The organism is Thermomonospora echinospora (assembly GCF_900108175.1).
GTDB classification, from domain to species: domain Bacteria; phylum Actinomycetota; class Actinomycetes; order Streptosporangiales; family Streptosporangiaceae; genus Thermomonospora; species Thermomonospora echinospora.
Genome location: NZ_FNVO01000033.1, coordinates 40925 through 58310 on the forward strand (window position 1 = coordinate 40925; position 17386 = coordinate 58310).

A 17386-nucleotide genomic window follows, 5' to 3' on the forward strand; every position below is an offset into this window, starting at 1 on the left:
GCCTCGACCCGGTCCCGGGTCAGGGCTCCAGGTCTCGTTCGGCCAGGATGTCCGGGGCGGTGGCAGGGTCGCGCAGGACGGCCTCCAGCAGCAGGCGGTCCGTCCAGTGCCCGGCGGCCCACGCCAGCCCGCGCGCCAGCCCCGCGGCGTCGGCCGCGTGGACGGCGCCGGTGTCCTCCTCGTACCACCACGACACCGTCTGACCGTCGACGACCAGGCGCTCATGGGCGAGGTACTCGTCCGGCAGTCCCTCGTCCACGTCCGCGAGCACCTCGTGGACGGCCTGCGGCACGGCACGCGGGGTGCCCCGGGACTCGACGGCCCCGGGGACTTCCTCGCTCGCCAGGGCCAGGTCCAGCGTCTCGGCCAGCGTGACCGCACGGTCGTAGGCGGTGATCACCAGCGGCTGGTCGGCGAGCAGCGGGAGCAGGGCGGGGGCGTCCAGGACCATGGCGTCCTCGGCGGGCACGACCTCCGGCGTCCCCCGCACCAGCGCCCGGATCCACCGTGGCGGCTCGGCGGGCGGCTCGCCGGTCGCCGCCGCCCGGTCGGCCAGCGCCGTCCACAGCCGGCGCAGCAGCGCGCGCGACACCGTCCGGCCGGGATCGGCGAGCCGGCGCAGCAGTTCGTCGGCCCCGCCCGGCTCGGCCAGCAGCCCGTCCACCGACCGCCGCACGCCCAGCGCCCGCGCCAGCACCGGGTCCAGCCCGGCGGGTGCGACGTCGTACAGCCCGGCGAGCTCGTGGGCGTCGGCCGAACGCAAGTCGGCGGGCCGCCGCCCGCCCAGCACCGGCCGGCCGCGCAGCCACCACGCCGTGTAGGACGGCACCGCCACCCGACGGCCGTCGTGGAGCATCACCTGGGCCGGATCGACCACGGCCTCCCGCAGCGGGGGCTCGGCCAGCAGCTCCAGCGCGGCGTCCCAGTCCTCGACCAGCTCCAGATCGCGGACGGCCAACAGCTCGGGCAACTGCGGCGGCAGCTCCTGCGGGCCCAGCCGGGCCAGCACGTCGCAGGCCCACTCCTCCTCGTCGTCGAGGTCGAGGACCGGGTCGTGGGCCTGCGCCTGCAAGTCGACGTCCTGGGCACGGGCCAGCGCGAAGCCCCGCAGCACCCCGGCCGCCTCCAGCGGCCCCTCGCCCCAGCGTTCGACCAGCTCGGCGGCCACGACCCCGAACGGAGCGTCGGCGGCCATGATCTCGCGCAGCGGGCTGGTGGGCAGCAGCAGCTCCCCGGCCGGGTACGGCTCGCCGTCCGCACCGGGCAGCGCCAGCTCCGCCAGCCAGGGCTCGTCCCCCGGGTCGAGCGCGGCCTCGGCCACCAGCCCGAGGACGGCCTCGGCGATCGGCTCGGGGTCGTCGGCGTCGAACGAGCCCTCCACCGCCGCCCGCACCGCCGGGTCGGCCAGCACCGCCCGGGGCCCCGCCTGTACGGCACCCAGCCGGTTCAGCAGCGGGTGGACGGCCTCGGGATGGACGAAGCGCAGCCCCAGGACCTCCAGCGGCCGCGGATCCAGCCCGTCGGCGGCGATCAGCAGCCCGCGGGGGCCCCGTACCGTGCGCCCGTCGGCCAGCGGCACCGGCAGCGCGCCGAGCGAGTCGGTGCCCGGCCGCGCCCCCTCCAGCGCCCGGTAGAGCCGCTGCCACCAGGCGGGCTCCCGGTCCAGGGTAGCCAGCAGGTCGATCACGTCGGCCGGCGGCAGCCGCCGCACGCCCAGTGCGGCCAGCGCGGGATGGTCGGCGGGCCAGCCGGCCGGCAGCAGCCCGGGCAGCACCTCGGCGAGCAGGTCCAGCAGTTCCGGCGTGCCGTCCACGGCGACCGTGTCCCGGCCCCGGGCCCGCACCGTCCCGTCCTCGCCGGGCACGGCCACGGGCAGCAGCGGGGCGTCCGGCAGCCGTTCGCCGATCGCCCGGCGCAACCGCGCGTCCAGCGCCCCGGCGGGCAGCCCGCCCGGGACGAGCGACAGCAGCCGGGGCGTGGCGGGCAGCCCGCGCAGCAGCCGGACGTACGCCTCGGCGGCCCGCTCGGCCAGGAAGTCCGACAGCGGCCCGGGCGCGATGTGCCGGCGGTCGGGCGCCAGCGGGAACGTGGCGATCAGCAGGGCCGGCAGGTCCAGCCGCTCCTCGCTGGGAGTGGGCGCGTGCAGCACCGCGGGCACCTCTTCGGGCAGCCCCTTGCGCCCCAGGCCCGGCGCCTCCTCGGGGACGGCCCAGCGGACCCGCCAGGTGGGGCGGGCGCGTTCCTCGGTGGGCCGGTCCGCCAGCAGCGCGGGGGCGAGCGTGCCCTCCTCGACGACCGTCCGCCAGCGGACCCCGTCGATCACCACGGTCCCGTCCGGCTCGTGCCCGGCGGTGACCGTCCGGGTCCGCCCGTCGATCTCGATCTCCACCGTGCGCAGGCCGGGCAACGCCAGCATCAGCGCCGGGCCCACCTCGGCGAGCTGCCGTCGCACCAGCGCCTCGGTCTCGGCGTCCCGCAGCGGCAGCCGCACCACCGTGTCGAACCCGGGCTCGGCCTCCTGCGACCGGGCGGGGAACGGCAGCCGCAGCACCGGCACGTGCCCGCCCCGGCGCAGCAGTTCGTCGGCCAACGCGGGGATCTGGGCCACCAGCTCCCGAGTGCGCGGCGCCGACCACGCCACCCCGGGCCGGCCGACGGCGGGCAGCACGGCGGGCTCGTCGCTCACCGCGACCACGGCGGCGAACCCCACCCCGAAACGCCCCACCGCCGCGGTCTCGTCCCGCTTGGCCGAGGCCCGCAGCGTGGACAGCGCCTGCACGCCCGCGGCGTCCAGCGGCGCCCCGGTGTTGGCGGCCGTCAACACCCCGCCGGCCAGCCGCAGCCGCAGCCGGCCCGGCGCGCCCCGGCGCAGCGCGGCGTCGGCGGCGTTCTGCGCCAGCTCGATGACCACCCGGTCCCGGTAGCCGCCGAGGGCGAAGTCCTCCTCGGTGTTGGCGTCCTCCCGGAACCGGGCCGGGGACGCCGCCCACGCGGCCAGCACCCGTTCCCGGATCGCCGCCGTGCCGTAGAGGTCCGGGACACCGACCTCACCGGGGCCGCTCATCGGGGAACGGCCATGAACGGACACCCGGCCCACCGGCCGGCCTCGCCCAGGCGCCCGGCCGTGGCCGGATACGCGGCCGCCACCGAGCGCCCGGCCGAGGTCGGGCGTCCGGTCGTCCGATCGGCCGAGACCGGGTGTGCGCTCATCTAGCTGTGCCCGAGGGCCTCTTCGTCGGCCAGTGAGGACACCGGCATCAGGTCGTAGCCCATCTCGTCCACGATCGGCGGCGGCGCCTCCGAGCTCGGCGGCACCACCACCGCCTCGGAGTGGGCCCCGCACCCGTGGTCGGCGGAGACCACCCGGCCGTCGTCGGGGGCGTACTCGTTGGCGCACACCCCGAACATCTGCCGCAGATCGCCCGCCAGCATCACGTAGAACCCGCAGGTGGAGCACTGGGCCGGGGCGGAGGCGGCGATCGGGGTGCGCGGCCCGGCCGTCCCCTCGTACCAGCGCGCGGCCGCCTCGGCCCGTCCCTCGGCCGACAGCACCCGCGCCCGGCCGAGCCCGAGCTCCCACTGCGTCTGGCGCTCCTCGGCGTCCTCGGCGTCGGTGTAGCCGGGCGCCAGCCGCACGTCGTCGGCCGGGGTGGGCAACAGGTCACCGGGTCCCAGGTCGCCGGGGCGCAGCCGCTCGATCCACGGCACCCACGGCGGCGGCATCAGCGCGTCCTCGCCGGGGACCAGCACGCACTCGTTGACCGTCACCACCTTGGCGCGCGCCGCGCGGGCCACGCTGACCGCCCACCGCCAGCCCTTGTAGGCGGGGTCGAGGCACTCGAAGAAGTGGGTGAGCACCCGCTCAGCCTCGGGCTGCGTCCCCAGGTGCTCGCCCACCGGCGTCGGATGGGCGGTTTCCTCCGCCGCCGCGCGGGCAAGATCTACGGCGTCCGCGCAGGCGGGGTCGACGGCGGGGGGACGTGTCCGGCGCGTACGCGCCGCACCGGTCACGGCGGATCTGGGCTGACGCAGAGGGCTCACCCTTCGATTCTCCCCCATCCACCGGTATGGACGGGCCTTTCCGCCCGTCGTTCCAGGGGATCGCGGGGCCTGTGCCGACGGCCGGGGCGAGCGAGGCGATAGGCATCGCGGTGATCAGGGGAGACTAGAGGCCATGGGGTTCCGGTCGCGCCTGGGGAGATCCGCGCGGGCAGCCGGCACTGGCGCCCGCCGGGCGGGCGGCGCGGTCCGGCGGGTCACTCATGCCAACGGCGCCGGCCGCAGCGGGCTGGGCGGCCTGATCGAGACCGCCGGGGTCAACGGCGCCGGGGACGCGCTGGTGGCGGTGGCGCTGGCCGGGACGCTGTTCTTCGGGCTGGACGTCAACGAGGCCCGCGGCCAGGTCGCTCTCTACCTGCTGGTCACCATGGCGCCGTTCGCGCTGGTCGCCCCGCTGATCGGGCCGGCGCTGGACCGGATGCGGCACGCCCGCCGGTACGCCATCGCCGGGACGATGCTGGCCCGCGGCCTGCTGTGCTGGGGCATGGCCGGGGCGGTCACGCACGGCGACCAGGTCACGCTGCTGCCGGCGGCGTTCGGGGTGCTGGTGCTGTCCAAGGCGTTCGGGGTGCTGCGCAGCGCGGTCACTCCCCGCCTGCTGCCCGACCAGATCACGCTGGTGACCGCCAACGCCCGCGCGTCGTTCGCGGGGCTCATCGCGGCCTCGACCGCCGCCGTGGCCGGGGCGGGGCTGGCGGTGGCGGCCGGCCCGGACTGGGTGCTGCGCATCGCCACGGTGGTGTTCGTCCTCGGCGCCGTGCTGGCGATGCGGCTGCCCGCCCACGTGGACGTGCCCGAACCCGCCCCGGCCACCGCCACCGGGCCCGGTGCGCCCCCCGCGGGCCGGCGCTGGCGCACGCTGCCGCGGGTCGGTCCGGTGGTCGCCGAGGCGATGCAGGCCAACGCGGCGCTGCGGGCGTTCTCCGGCTTCCTGATCCTCTACCTGGCGTTCCTGCTGCGCGAGCGGCGCTTCGAGCCGGTGTCGCACACCGTGGCGCTGGGGCTGCTGGCGGCGTGCGCGGGCGCGGGCGGGCTGGCCGGTACCGGCCTGGGCGCTTGGACGAAGGCCCGCGCGCCGCATCTCATGGTGTTCGCCACGCTGACGGTGGCCGCCGCCTCCGCCGCCGCCGCGGCCGTCTTTTTCGGGCTGTGGGCGGCGCTGGCGGTGGCCTTCGTCGGCGGTTTCGGCCAGTCGCTGGGCAAGCTGGCGATGGACGCGGTGGTGCAGCGGGAGATCGGCGAGGAGGTCCGCTCGTCCACCTTCGCCGTCTCGGAGACCCTGCACCAGTTGGTGTGGGTGCTCGGCGGGCTGGCGGGGCTGGGCCTGTCGATCGTCGCCGACGGCCGGGTCGCGCTGGCCGGGGTCGCCGCCGTCCTGGGACTGGCGTTGGCGGCGCTGCTGGCCGGGCGCGCCCGCCGGTCCGCGCGGCGCCGCACGAGCCTGCGCAAGAACCCGCCCGAGCCGCGCCGCGAGCCGGTCTAGCCGCCCCGCAAGCCGGTCTGGCCGATCTGGCCGCGCGGGGCGGGGCGGAGCGTCAGGAGTGCAGGTCGTCGGCGACGGCGCGCAGCACGGTCGCGATCTTCTTGGCCTCGGTGGGGGCCGGGTGCTTGCCCCGCCGGTAGGTGTTGGAGATGCCGTCCAGCAGCTTGATGAGGTCCTCGACGATCAGCACCATCTCGTCCGGCTTCTTGCGCCGGGCCTTGGCCACCGACTTCTCCACCGAGGGCGGGGTCTCCAGCGTCCGGACCGACAGCGCCTGCTGTCCCCGGCGGCCCTCGACCACACCGAACTCCACCCGCTGGCCGGACTTCAGCGACGTGACGCCGCTGGGCAGCGCGGAGGAATGCACGAAGACCTCACCGCCGTCGTCACGGGTGAGGAAGCCGAATCCCTTGTCGGCGTCGTACCACTTGACCTTGCCAGTGGGCACAGGTGACCTCATCCAGCTCGCGCTACGAATTGGCTCAAGCGTAGTGCCTCCCCGCAAACGGGTGAACACGCGCGCGGCCTTACGCCGCCGGGCGATGGCGGCCGAGCCAGCCGGGGAACGCGGCCAGATCGTCGAGCACCACGTCAGCCCCGTAGGCCCGTAGTGCGGCGGCGTCGAACGGCCCCGTTGCGACCGCCACGCTGTACGCCCCGGCGGCCCGGGCGGCGTCCACGTCCGCAGTGTGATCGCCGACGTAGACGCCGACGCCGTGCTCGCGCAGCGCCACCGCCTTCCCGGTGCCGTACAGCCCGCCGACGACCTCGTCCACCGGCAGCCCGAGGCGCTCGACGGTCGCCTCCGCGAGGCGTTCGCTCTTGGCGGTCACCACGACCACCCGGCCGCCCCGGGCCCGTACCGCCTCGACCGCCTCTGGCGCGCCGGGCATCGCCGTGGTGGCGGGCACCGCGATGTCGCCGTACATGGCCCGGTAGCGGGCGGCCACGGCGGTGATCCGCTCGGCGGGGAACCAGTACCCCAACTCCTGCTCCAGCGGCGGGCCGAGCCGGCCGATCACGGTGGGGACGTCGATGTGCACCCCGGTCTCGGCCGTCAGCGCCGCGAAGGTGGCGCCGATGCCCCGGCGCGTGTCGGCCAGGGTCAGGTCGAGGTCGAATCCGACGGCGAGGCGGGCGGGGGAGAACGTGTCAAGATCCGGCACGTTCCTCAGGCTATACGGGCGGCGTCCGCGGCCCGCGCCCCCCTGATAGTGGCGATGCGACGGGATCCGAATAGGAGGGCGCGGGTATTGCGGCGAAACGCCGACCGACGGGACTGGATGTTCCGTCCGTCCGAAACCGCTGTTTCGTACTACGCCTATACCCGCTCGGCCCTACCCCAACCGCATCGGCCCACCCGGATCGGGCCCGGGGTCAGCAGTCGCCCCACTCCTCCCAGCCGATGTCCTCGCCGGGGTACCGAACGCTCTTGAACGGCCAGGTCACCGTGGTCCACTCGCGGACGAACCCGGCCAGCTCCCGCTCCAGGCCGGTGCCCTCCTCGTCCGCCCGCACCCAGAACACCACCCCGGCGTCCGCCCCCGGCTCCGGCCCGGGCGGCGGCAGGATGTGCACCCGGCCCAGCATCCGTTCCTCGTCGGCGGTCAGCACCGCGAACGCGAACGAGCGCCGCAGCTGCCCCTCCTTCTGCAACCAGCCGAGGTCGACCAGCGCCTGCTCGACGGTGTACTCGGCGGCCGGCCAGCCCCACCGCTCGCCGAACCGCTCCCACAGCCGCTCCCGGCTGCTCATCACCGCGTCGTAGTCCTTGACCACGTCGTGCACCGTGATCGGGCGGATCCGGAACCGTTGCCCGGCGACCAGGGTGGGCACGACGAAGTCCGCGGGCAGGAAGGCCACCTCGACCCCTTCCATAGACGTTGTCCGGCCGCCACGCCGCAGCGTGCCCAGGAAGCCTAGTGGCCCGGGTGAAGGGGGCGCGGGCGATCACCTTTTCGGACGCGCCGGAGCAGGTGCTCGGAGCGGACACGGCGGGTATGCCCTACTGTTCTGGCGGAGGACACACACATGACGACATCCACGCGCGAGCGGATCGTGACCGAGTCGCTCCGGCTCTTCGCCGACCGGGGCTACGCCGCGACATCCGTCGCCGAGATCGAGGCCGCGGCCGGGCTGTCACCGGGCGCGGGGGGCCTGTACCGGCACTTCCGTTCCAAGGAGGAGGTGCTGGCCGCCGCGGTGCGCGAGCACATCACCCGCACCCGGGAGCAGATCGCCAGCGTCATGGAGATCGCCGGCGACTTCGCCGGCCGCCCGCTGGAGGTCCGCCTCAAGATGGCCTGCAAGGCGGGCCTGGCCAAGATGCGCGAGGAGCAGGACCTGATCCGGGTACTGTTCCGCGATCTCGACCAGTTCCCCCACCTGGTCGCCGAGATGCGCGAGGGCATCGTCAACCCGCTGTACGACAGCATCGCCACCTGGCTGGGCTCCCAGCCGGAGTACGACGACGCGGACGAGGACTGGCCCGCGATCGCCTCGGTGCTCGGCGGCGCCGTGGTCAACTACTGGCTGTCCAACGAGTCGCTGTACGAGTCGCCCACCCGCGTCGACGAGACGCGCTTCGTGGACGGCTGGGTCCGCCTGGCCCTCGGCCTGGTCGCCGCCGAGCACAGCCCCGCCTGACCCGTCCCGTCCTCCCTACCAGACGGCCCGCGCTGACCCGTCCTCCCTGCTGGACGGCCCACGCGCACGCGGCACTACCGTTGGAGGGATGGACAGCTACGCCGACTGGCTGCGCGCCCGCGACGACGGAGAACTGCGCACACTGCTGTCCGCGCGTCCCGAGCTGATCACCCCCGTCCCAGCGGACCTGACCGCGCTGGGCGCACGGGCCGCCACGTCCGCGGCAGTCTCACGGGCCCTGGACCGGCTCGACCGCTTCGCCCTGGCGGTGCTGGAGACGCTGCTGGTGCTCCCCCAGCCGGCGGCCCGCGCGGACGTGGTCGCGGAGCTGACCAAGAGCACCGACGCCGAGGCCGACGACGTCACCCGGGCCCTGGACCGGCTCCGCGCGCACGGCCTGGTCTGGGACGACGGCGCCCCGGGCGACCCGCTGCGCACCGCCCCCGGCCTGCGCCAGAGCCTGCCCCACCCCGCCGGGCTCGGCCCGCCCGCCGCCGAGCTGTTCGCCGCCTACCCCGTCGAGCGGCTCGTCGAGCTGGTCTCCGACACCGGCGGCGACCGGCCGCGCGGCTTCCCCGACACGGCCCGGCTGGTCGAACGCCTGACCGCCCGGCTGTCGGCCCCCGCCGACCTGATCGAGGACGCCGGTCCCCAGGCGCGCGCCGCGCTGGAGCAATTGGCGTGGGGACCGCCGGTGGGACGGGTCACCGAGGCCCGCCGCGCCGTCCGCACCGCCACCGCCGAGACCCCGATCGAACGGCTGCTGGCCCGCGGCCTGCTGGCCGCCACCGACGACCGCACGGTCACGCTGCCCCGCGAGGTCGCCCTGCACCTGCGCGGCGGCCTGCTGTTCCGGGACGTGCCGGCCCGCCCACCGGCCCTGGAGGTCCCGGCGCCGCGCCGCCCGGACCTGGTCGTGCGCACCGCGGCGGGCCAGGCGTTCACCGCCGTCCGGCTGGTCGAGGACCTGCTGGAACGGTGGGGGGTCGAGCCGCCGGCCGTGCTGCGCAGCGGCGGCCTGGCGGTACGGGACCTGCGCGCCGCCGCCACCGCCCTGGACGTCGCGGAGTGGCAGGCCGCGCTGCTGGCCGAGGTCGCCTACGCGGCGGGGCTGCTGGCACGTTCCGGCGACCGGCAGGTGGACGGCGAATGGCTGCCCACCCGTGCCTTCGACCTGTGGCGGCTACGCGAGACCGCCGACCGCTGGACCGAGCTGGCCGTCGCCTGGCTGCGCACCGACCGGGTGGCGGGCCTGGCCGGCGAGCGCGACGACCGCGACCGGGTGATCAACGCGCTCGGGGACGAGCCGGTGCGCGGCAGCGCCCCGCAGATCCGCCGGGCGGCGCTGCGGGCGCTGGACGAGGCCGGCGGCGCGGCCGACGCCGACCTGATCCGCGCCCGGCTGGACTGGGAGCGGCCCCGCCGCCGCGGCGCGCTGCGCGACCGCCTGGTGGGCTGGACGCTGCGGGAGGCCGAGCTGCTGGGCCTGACCGGCTTCGGGGTGCTCGCCTCCTACGCCCGCGCCCTGCTGGCGGACGGCGATCCCGGCGCGGTCGCCGCCGAGCTGGCCGGGCAGTTGCCCCGGCCGGTCGACCAGGTTCTCATCCAGGCCGACCTGACCGCCGTCGCGCCCGGCCCGCTGGTGCCCGACCTGGCCCACGAACTGGCGCTGGCCGCCGACGTCGAGTCCACCGGCGGCGCCACCGTCTACCGCTTCACCGCCGCGTCGGTGCGCCGGGCGCTGGACGCCGGCCGTTCCGCCGCCGAGCTGACCGACCTGCTCACCCGGCACTCGACCACCCCGCTGCCCCAGCCGCTCACCTACCTGATCGAGGACGTGGCCAGGCGGCACGGGCGGCTGCGGGTCGGCACGATGACCTGTTACGTGCGCGCCGACGACCCGTCGGTGCTGGACGAGGTGCTGGCCGACCGGCGGACGGCGACGCTGCCGCTGCAGCGGCTGGCCCCGACCGTGCTGGCGTCCCGGCTGAGCGCCGCCGAGTTGCTGGAGGCGCTGCGCGGGCTCGGGCTGTCGCCGGTCGCCGAGTCCCCCGAGGGCGGCGTCGTCATCACCCGCCCGGACGCGCACCGCGCCGAGCCCTCGGCGCACCCGGCCGCCGACCCCGTCCGGACGCTGCCCGCCGACGACCCCGACCCGGCGATCATCGCCGCCGCGGTGCGGGCGCTGCGCGCGGGCGAGGAGGCGGCCCGCCAGGGCGCCGAACTGGCCCGCACCCGCCCCGGCCCGCCGCCGGGCGAGCCGCCGCGCTCACCGTCGATGGCCACGGTGGAGGAGTTGCGCCGCGCGGTGGAACGGGGCGCTCGCGTCTGGATCGGCTACCTCGACCAGCAGGGCCAGGCCTCCAGTCGCATCGTGGAGCCGGTCCGCGTCGACGGCGGCTTCCTCACCGGCTACGACGCCACCCGGGCCGCCATGCACCGTTTCGCCCTGCACCGCATCACCGGCGTCGCCGAACTCGAATCCGGCGAATGAAAACTCGTTGCACCGGCTCCGTGAACGCGGCACAGTATGAGTCGTTCCGGACGGAAACGACTGCGGAAAGGAGGGCACGATGCCGGGCACCAAGCGACGGCGTTCCCGCGGCATACGCGGTTGCCGAAATGTCCTCCGCCCAGCGGAGCCGAGACCGCGCGAACGCTGAACGGGCCGTACGGCCCAACGGCGCCGGTGCGCAGGCGAGGGTTACTTCTCCTTGTCAAGAGACACCCTGCCTTCGCCGCCCCGATCTCGGCGCCTCCTGAGCACCCTTGCCTCCCGGTGCGCAGGTCACGGATACTTCAGGACTCGTGAGCGCGGGTTCGAATCCCGCCCGGCCTCCGGGCCGGTAGCTCAGCCGGATAGAGCCGCGAGCGACAGGACCGTGACCGGCCCGGAACTCGGGAGGTCCTTTCTGGACATCATGCGCGCCCGATGCGCAGGCAGTGGTTACTTCCACTCTTAATGGAGAGACACAGGTTCGAATCCTGTCCGCCCGGCTCACCGGGCGGTAGCTCAGCGGCCTAGAGCACTTACGTACCACAGCCGTTTTGATCTCGGGCGCTTTCACTTTCCCCTCCCGATGCGAGGCCCGGAGTTACTTCCGGCACTCACTGGGTTCGACTCCCACACCTCCGGGCGCCCTGTTCTCGGGAGCCCATCGCCCCTGGAGGGCAGCGACACATGGCGAAGTTCAACCGTGCCCGCGCCAAGAGCGCCACCAGCCCGATCAAGACCGCCTCCCGCGCGGCCGGCCGCACCTACGAGGGCGCGCCGGGTCACCTCCGGGACACCAAGAGCGAGCTCTTCCTGCTCGCGGTCGCGAACATGGTCGGCGAGCACACCTTCTACGAGGGCGCGGGCGAGCGAGACGCCCGCTTCCGCACCCTGGTCGGCGAGGTGGCGCTGACGGACGTCGACTGGCTCACCCGCATGATCGGCTGGCTGCGCGACGAGGCCGGGATGCGTTCGGCGAGCGTGGTCGCGGCGGCCGAGGGCGTGATGTCCCGGCTGTGCGCGTCCCGCAGCGGCGGCAACCGGCAGCTCATCGACGCCGCGCTGCGCCGCGCCGACGAGCCCGGCGAGCTGATCGCCTACTGGCACGGCCGGTACGGCCGGGCGCTGCCGCAGCCGGTCAAGCGCGGGGTCGCCGACGCGGTCCGCCGGCTCTACCACGAGCGGTCGCTGATCAAGTACGACACCGGGGACTTCCGCTTCGGTGACGTCCTGGAGCTGACCCATCCGGCGCCGGCCACGCCCCGCCAGGGCGACCTGTTCCGGCATGCGATCGACCGCCGGCACGGCCGCGGCGAGGACATCCCCGCGTCGCTGGCGATGCTGCGGGCCCGCGCACGACTGCTGGCGCTGCCGGTGGCCGAGCGGCGGGCGCTGCTGGGCCGTCCGGACGCCCCGCAGGCGCTGGCGGCGGCCGGGATGACCTGGGAGTCGCTGGCCGGCTGGCTGCAGGGCCCGCTGACCGCGCGCTTCTGGGAGGCGATCATCCCGTCCATGGGGTTCTTCGCCCTGGTCCGTAACCTGCGCAACTTCGACCGGGCGGGGGTCGGCGACGAGGTCGCCGCCCTGGTCGCCGCGCGGCTGGCCGACGCCGAGCAGGTCCGCCGGTCGCGGGTGCTGCCGATGCGGTTCCTGGCCGCCTACCGGGCGGCACCGTCGCTGCGCTGGTCGTGGCCGTTGCAGCAGGCGCTGGACGCCTCGCTGGCGAACGTGCCCCGGCTGCCGGGGCGCACGCTGGTGCTGGTGGACCGGTCGGGGTCGATGTTCTGGAGCATGTCCAAGCACAGCGACCTCACCCAGGCCGACGCCGCCGCGATGTTCGGGGCGGCGCTGGCGCTGCGGGCCGAGCAGGCCGACCTGGTGGAGTTCGGCACCGACCACCAGGCGATCCGGTTCCGGCGCGGCGAGTCGGTGCTGAAGGTGGTCGACCGGTTCGGCAACCGCGGCGGCACCGACACCGCCGCGGCGGTGCGCGCCCGCTACCGCCGCCACGACCGCGTGATCATCGTGACGGACGAGCAGGCGTGGGGAGGCCGCAGGGGCGAGGAGCCCACCGCGGCGGTCCCGGACCACGTCCCGGTCTACACCTGGAACCTGGTCGGCTACCGGCCGGGCCACGGCCCGTCCGGCAGCGGAACCCGGCACACCTTCGCCGGCCTGTCCGACGCCGCCTTCTCGATGATCCCCCTCATCGAGCGCGGCCAGAGCACCAACTGGCCTTTCTGAACGCCCCGGCGGTGCCTCCGAGGAGGCACCGCCGGTGGCGCCGACCCGCCCGGCCGTGGTGGTCGCCCGGCACCGAGGCCACCGAGTGGGAGCGGCTGCGCATGGCCTCTGAGCTGCGCGAAGGGCTGCCGCCCAAGGGCGGGCCGGCGATGCTGAGCGCGGCGACCATTGACCTTCGCGGCCGGAAGCGGTCGGCTGGCCGGGGCGGCGGTTTCGGACGAAAGGGGCGGCCGGATGAGGCGTACGCTCGGCAGGCTGGCGGAGCAGGCGTGGGAGCGGTTCGACGACTACGACTCGCTGTTCTTCGAGGGGCGCTGGCACCGCAGCCAGGAGCTGGCCGGCCGGGCCCGGCGGGTGGCCGGCGGCCTGGCCGGGCTCGGCGTCCAGCCGGGCGACCGGGTGGTGGTGATGATGGCCAACTGCCCCGAGGTCGCCATCACCTACCAGGCGCTGTGGCGGGCCGGTGCCGCGATCACCCCGGTGGTCTTCCTGGTCTCGCCGGAGGAGCTTCGGCACATCCTCCTCGACAGCGGCGCCGGGATCGTCGTCACCACCTCCGAGGTGATACCCACCGTCCGGACGGCGGCAGACGGCCTCGGCGTGCGGATCGTCGCGGTCGGCGGCACCGCCGACGGTGTTCTCCCCTACGACGACCTGGAGCAGGCCGACGAGCTCCCCCTGATCGACCGGGACGAGCAGGACCTGGCGGCGCTGATGTACACCGGTGGCACCACCGGCCGCGCCAAGGGCGTCATGCTCACCCACGCCGGGCTGTACGAGGCGTCCTTGGCCTCCCGCGAGGCCGGCTCGGTGCCCGGGCTGACCCGGGCGCTGGTGCCCCTGCCGCTGTCGCACGCGTTCGGGCTGATCGTGACGCTGGTCGGGATGCAGTCGCAGGAGGCCCGCACCAGCGTGCTCATGCGCTGGTTCGACGCCAAGGAGTGGATCCGGCTGGCCGCCGAGCACCGGATCCAGCTGGCCCCGCTGGTCCCCGCCATGATCAACCTGCTGCTGGCCGAGCCCTCCTTCGGCGCCACGCCGCTGCCCGACCTGCGGTACGTCACCTCCGGCGCGGCCCCGCTGCCCCGCGAGTCGCTGGAGGAGTTCGAGCGGCGGGTGCCGGGCGCCCAGATCCTGGAGGGCTACGGCATGACCGAGACCAGCGCGGTCAGCGTGGTCAACCGGCCCGGGGCCAGGAAGGTCGGCAGCGTGGGCCGGCCGCTGCCCGGCTACCGGATCACCATCCGCGACGAGCAGGGCGGCGAGTTGCCGGCCGGTCGGGACGGCGAGATCTGCATCCGCAGCAGGTGCCTGATGAAGGGCTACTGGCGGGCGGAGGAGGCCACCGCGAGCGCGGTGGTGGACGGCGAGCTGCGCACCGGCGACATCGGCCACCTCGACGAGGACGGCCACCTGTTCATCGTGGACCGCAAGAAGGACCTGATCATCCGGGGCGGCTTCAACGTGTTCCCGCGCGACGTGGAGGACGCCCTGATGGAGCACCCCGAGGTCACCATGGCGGGCGTGGTCGGCCGCCCCGACCCCAGGAGCGGCGAGGAGGTCGTCGCGTTCGTCTCGCTGGCCCCGGACGCCCGGGTCACCCCCGACGAGCTCATCGCGTGGACGCGCGCCCGGATCGGCCGGATCAAGTACCCGCGGGAGGTCCACGTGATCGACGCGGTCCCGGTGACCAGCGTCTTCAAGACCGACCGCAAACGGCTGCGGCGGATGCTGGCCGAGCCGCCGCGGCCCCATTGACCGGACGCCCCATTCGAACCCATCCGAAATCGTCGGAACCAGCCGATACTCTGACAGGTCAGAACAGGAGAACGCACCGGACACATCCCGCCTGACCGCCTACTGGGCGACGCCGCCGTACAGGAGGATCCGCATGAGTGGCTACGGCGACCAGTCCTCGGGAGGCTGGTCCGATCCCTACAGTTACCAGAGCGGCGGCCACGACCCCGCGGGGCAGCAGGGCTGGGACCCCTACGGCCAGTACGCGCAGCACCAGCAGCCCACCGGCCAGATGTACGGCTACGGCTACGGGCCGCCGGGGGTGCCGCAGGGCCGTGTCGACAACAGCTCCGCCATCGTGGCGCTGGTGTGCAACAGCGTCGCCACGTTGATCTGCTGCAACCTGCTGTGTATCGGCGGCATCGTGACCTCGGCCATCGCCCTGGGCAGGGCGCAGACCGACCCCCACGAGTCGCGGAGCCTGGTCAAGTGGAGCTGGGTGATCCTGGGCGTGTCCCTCGTCCTGCAGATCCTGCTGATCGCCGTCCTCATGATGGCCGGCGCGTTCAGCGAGGACGGCTCGGGCTACGACTCCGGCGGCTTCTGAGCCGACGGGAAGACCCGGGCCCTCCGCGCTGTTGCACACTGGATGTCCTCCGGCGGTCCGTCCGCCGAAACCGACCAGTGAGGTTGCCCGTGACCGACGGCCCGCTCATCGTCCAGTCCGACAAGACCCTGCTGCTGGAGGTCGACCACGAGCTGGCCGACGACTGCCGCAGGGACATCGCCCCGTTCGCCGAGCTGGAGCGGGCGCCCGAGCACATCCACACCTACCGGATCAGCCCGCTGGCCCTGTGGAACGCCCGGGCGGCCGGCCACGACGCCGAGCAGGTCGTGGACGCGCTGCTGAAGTACTCCCGCTACCCGGTGCCGCACGCGCTGCTGGTCGATGTCGCCGACACCATGGCCCGGTACGGGCGGTTGCGGCTGGAGAAGGACCCGGTCCACGGTCTGGTGCTGACCTCCACCGACCGGTCGGTGCTGGAGGAGGTGCTGCGCGCCAAGAAGGTCAAGCCGATGCTCGGGGCGCGCGTCGACGACGACACCGTCGTCGTCCACCCCAGCGAACGCGGCACCCTCAAGCAGGCGCTGCTCAAGCTGGGCTGGCCCGCCGAGGACCTGGCCGGCTACGTGGACGGGGAGGCGCACCCCATCGCGCTGGTCGAGGACGGCTGGACGCTGCGGTCCTACCAGAAGGAGGCCGCCGACGCGTTTTGGCACGGCGGCTCAGGCGTCGTGGTGCTGCCCTGCGGGGCGGGCAAGACCATCGTCGGCGCCGCGGCCATGGCGCACGCCGAGGCCACCACCCTGATCCTGGTGACCAACACGGTCTCGGCCCACCAGTGGAGGCAGGAGCTGCTGCGGCGCACCTCCCTCACCGAGGACGAGATCGGCGAGTACAGCGGGGCCCGCAAGGAGATCCGCCCGGTCACGATCGCCACCTACCAGATCATGACCTCCCGCCGGAAGGGCGTCTATTCGCACCTGGAGCTGTTCGACGCCCGCGACTGGGGGCTGGTGGTCTACGACGAGGTGCACCTGCTGCCGGCGCCCATCTTCCGGATGACCGCCGACCTGCAGGCCCGGCGCCGGCTCGGCCTCACCGCGACCCTGGTCCGCGAGGACGGCCGCGAGGACGACGTGTTCTCGCTGATCGGGCCCAAGCGCTACGACGCGCCCTGGAAGGAGATGGAGACCCAGGGCTGGATCGCCCCGGCCGACTGCGTCGAGGTCCGGGTCACACTGACCGACGCCGAACGCCTGGCGTACGCGACCGCCGAGCCGGAGGACCGCTACCGCTTCTGTGCCACCACCGAGACCAAGACCCGGGTGATCCAGTCCCTGGTGGAACGGCACCGCGGCGAGCAGACCCTGGTCATCGGCCAGTACATCGACCAGCTCGACGAGCTGTCGGCCCGGCTGGACGCCCCGGTCATCAAGGGCGACACCCGCATCCGCGAACGCGAACGCCTCTTCGACGCCTTCCGTTCCGGTGAGCTGTCGGTGCTGGTGGTCTCCAAGGTCGCCAACTTCTCCATCGACCTTCCCGAGGCCACCGTCGCCATCCAGGTGTCGGGCGCCTACGGCTCCCGCCAGGAGGAGGCCCAGCGCCTGGGCCGGGTGCTGCGCCCCAAGGCCTCGGGGCAGGGCGCCCGCTTCTACGCCGTGGTCGCCCGTGACACCCTCGACCAGGAGTACGCGGCCCATCGGCAGCGTTTCCTGGCCGAACAGGGCTATGCCTACCGGATCGTCGACGCCGACGCGGTCCTGGCCGACGAAGAGATCTGACCGGCCCCCGGCCTTGATCGAGGTGTGACGATCGGGTCGTGGCCGGAGTCGTCGGCGCGCACCGGCAGCCGGCTTTGGAAGTGACGCGGCCGGTGCGTACGAGCCTGTCCAAACTCAATGAGACCCCACACCCGCAACGGCAGGCTCAGAAATGGCGGCACATCGGGGAAGGGGAGAGGGAAAAGGGGTCTGGATATGGGTCGGGGCCCGTCCTGGATCACTCCAGACGGGCCCCGACCACTGTATGTATGTGTCCGGCGGTGTCCTACTCTCCCACACAGTCTCCCATGCAGTACCATCGGCGCTGGAGGGCTTAACTACCGGGTTCGGAAAGAGACCGGGTGTTTCCCCTCCGCCATAACCACCGGAACGCC

The 17386-nt window shown here is 74.3% G+C and carries 12 protein-coding genes and 1 rRNA gene; 7 read left to right on the forward strand and 6 right to left on the reverse strand.

What is annotated here, in order from left to right; genetic code table 11:
• Positions 1 to 19 precede the first annotated feature (19 nt).
• The gene (locus C4U03_RS36805; RefSeq protein ID WP_103944427.1) at positions 20 to 3064 is read right to left on the reverse strand and encodes a sacsin N-terminal ATP-binding-like domain-containing protein; all 3045 of its coding nucleotides are present in this window, start codon (positions 3062 to 3064) and stop codon (positions 20 to 22) included.
• Positions 3065 to 3210: 146 nt separating this feature from the next.
• Positions 3211 to 4041, reverse strand: a complete 831-nt coding sequence (locus tag C4U03_RS36810; protein WP_235018359.1) for a DUF3027 domain-containing protein — start codon at positions 4039 to 4041, stop codon at positions 3211 to 3213.
• Between the two features lie 133 nt (positions 4042 to 4174).
• Here C4U03_RS36810 and C4U03_RS36815 point away from each other — a divergent pair, with 133 nt between their 5' ends.
• The gene (locus C4U03_RS36815; protein WP_103944429.1) at positions 4175 to 5542 is read left to right on the forward strand and encodes an MFS transporter; all 1368 of its coding nucleotides are present in this window, start codon (positions 4175 to 4177) and stop codon (positions 5540 to 5542) included.
• Between the two features lie 52 nt (positions 5543 to 5594).
• On the opposite strand, the gene C4U03_RS36820 is transcribed toward C4U03_RS36815, so the two are convergent.
• From C4U03_RS36820 to C4U03_RS36830, 3 genes are all read right to left on the reverse strand, one after another.
• Positions 5595 to 5990 carry a cold-shock protein gene (locus tag C4U03_RS36820; RefSeq protein WP_103944430.1) on the reverse strand — a complete coding sequence of 132 codons (396 nt, stop codon included), beginning with the start codon at positions 5988 to 5990 and terminating at the stop codon, positions 5595 to 5597.
• A gap of 79 nt (positions 5991 to 6069) precedes the next feature.
• On the reverse strand, positions 6070 to 6708 hold the full coding sequence (locus C4U03_RS36825) for an HAD family hydrolase (protein WP_103944431.1): 639 nt from the start codon (positions 6706 to 6708) through the stop codon (positions 6070 to 6072).
• A gap of 211 nt (positions 6709 to 6919) precedes the next feature.
• Positions 6920 to 7420 carry a GNAT family N-acetyltransferase gene (locus C4U03_RS36830; protein ID WP_103944432.1) on the reverse strand — a complete coding sequence of 167 codons (501 nt, stop codon included), beginning with the start codon at positions 7418 to 7420 and terminating at the stop codon, positions 6920 to 6922.
• 153 nt (positions 7421 to 7573) lie between these two features.
• On the opposite strand from C4U03_RS36830, the gene C4U03_RS36835 reads away from it, so the two are divergent.
• The 6 genes from C4U03_RS36835 (at position 7574) to C4U03_RS36860 (ending at position 17012) form a co-directional block, all read left to right on the forward strand.
• Positions 7574 to 8188 (forward strand): TetR/AcrR family transcriptional regulator, encoded by a 615-nt coding sequence (locus tag C4U03_RS36835; protein ID WP_103944433.1) that lies wholly within the window; start codon positions 7574 to 7576, stop codon positions 8186 to 8188.
• Positions 8189 to 8276: 88 nt separating this feature from the next.
• Positions 8277 to 10682 carry a helicase-associated domain-containing protein gene (locus tag C4U03_RS36840; protein WP_103944434.1) on the forward strand — a complete coding sequence of 802 codons (2406 nt, stop codon included), beginning with the start codon at positions 8277 to 8279 and terminating at the stop codon, positions 10680 to 10682.
• A 687-nt stretch (positions 10683 to 11369) separates the two neighbouring features.
• On the forward strand, positions 11370 to 12926 hold the full coding sequence (locus tag C4U03_RS36845) for a TROVE domain-containing protein (RefSeq protein WP_103944435.1): 1557 nt from the start codon (positions 11370 to 11372) through the stop codon (positions 12924 to 12926).
• Between the two features lie 234 nt (positions 12927 to 13160).
• Positions 13161 to 14684 (forward strand): class I adenylate-forming enzyme family protein, encoded by a 1524-nt coding sequence (locus tag C4U03_RS36850; RefSeq protein ID WP_103944436.1) that lies wholly within the window; start codon positions 13161 to 13163, stop codon positions 14682 to 14684.
• A gap of 133 nt (positions 14685 to 14817) precedes the next feature.
• The gene (locus tag C4U03_RS36855) at positions 14818 to 15270 is read left to right on the forward strand and encodes a hypothetical protein (RefSeq protein ID WP_103944437.1); all 453 of its coding nucleotides are present in this window, start codon (positions 14818 to 14820) and stop codon (positions 15268 to 15270) included.
• Between the two features lie 89 nt (positions 15271 to 15359).
• The gene (locus C4U03_RS36860) at positions 15360 to 17012 is read left to right on the forward strand and encodes a DNA repair helicase XPB (RefSeq protein WP_103944438.1); all 1653 of its coding nucleotides are present in this window, start codon (positions 15360 to 15362) and stop codon (positions 17010 to 17012) included.
• Positions 17013 to 17264: 252 nt separating this feature from the next.
• Here C4U03_RS36860 and rrf read toward each other — a convergent pair.
• A 5S ribosomal RNA gene (rrf, locus tag C4U03_RS36865) occupies positions 17265 to 17381 on the reverse strand.
• Positions 17382 to 17386 lie beyond the last annotated feature (5 nt).

Coding starts and splice junctions, on each gene's coding strand:
- C4U03_RS36805 (WP_103944427.1), bottom strand. CDS start 3,064: ATGAGCGGCCCCGGTGAGGTCGGTGTCCCGGACCTCTACGGCACGGCG.
- C4U03_RS36845 (WP_103944435.1), top strand. CDS start 11,370: ATGGCGAAGTTCAACCGTGCCCGCGCCAAGAGCGCCACCAGCCCGATC.
- C4U03_RS36855 (WP_103944437.1), top strand. CDS start 14,818: ATGAGTGGCTACGGCGACCAGTCCTCGGGAGGCTGGTCCGATCCCTAC.
- C4U03_RS36835 (WP_103944433.1), top strand. CDS start 7,574: ATGACGACATCCACGCGCGAGCGGATCGTGACCGAGTCGCTCCGGCTC.
- C4U03_RS36815 (WP_103944429.1), top strand. CDS start 4,175: ATGGGGTTCCGGTCGCGCCTGGGGAGATCCGCGCGGGCAGCCGGCACT.
- C4U03_RS36830 (WP_103944432.1), bottom strand. CDS start 7,420: ATGGAAGGGGTCGAGGTGGCCTTCCTGCCCGCGGACTTCGTCGTGCCC.
- C4U03_RS36840 (WP_103944434.1), top strand. CDS start 8,277: ATGGACAGCTACGCCGACTGGCTGCGCGCCCGCGACGACGGAGAACTG.
- C4U03_RS36850 (WP_103944436.1), top strand. CDS start 13,161: ATGAGGCGTACGCTCGGCAGGCTGGCGGAGCAGGCGTGGGAGCGGTTC.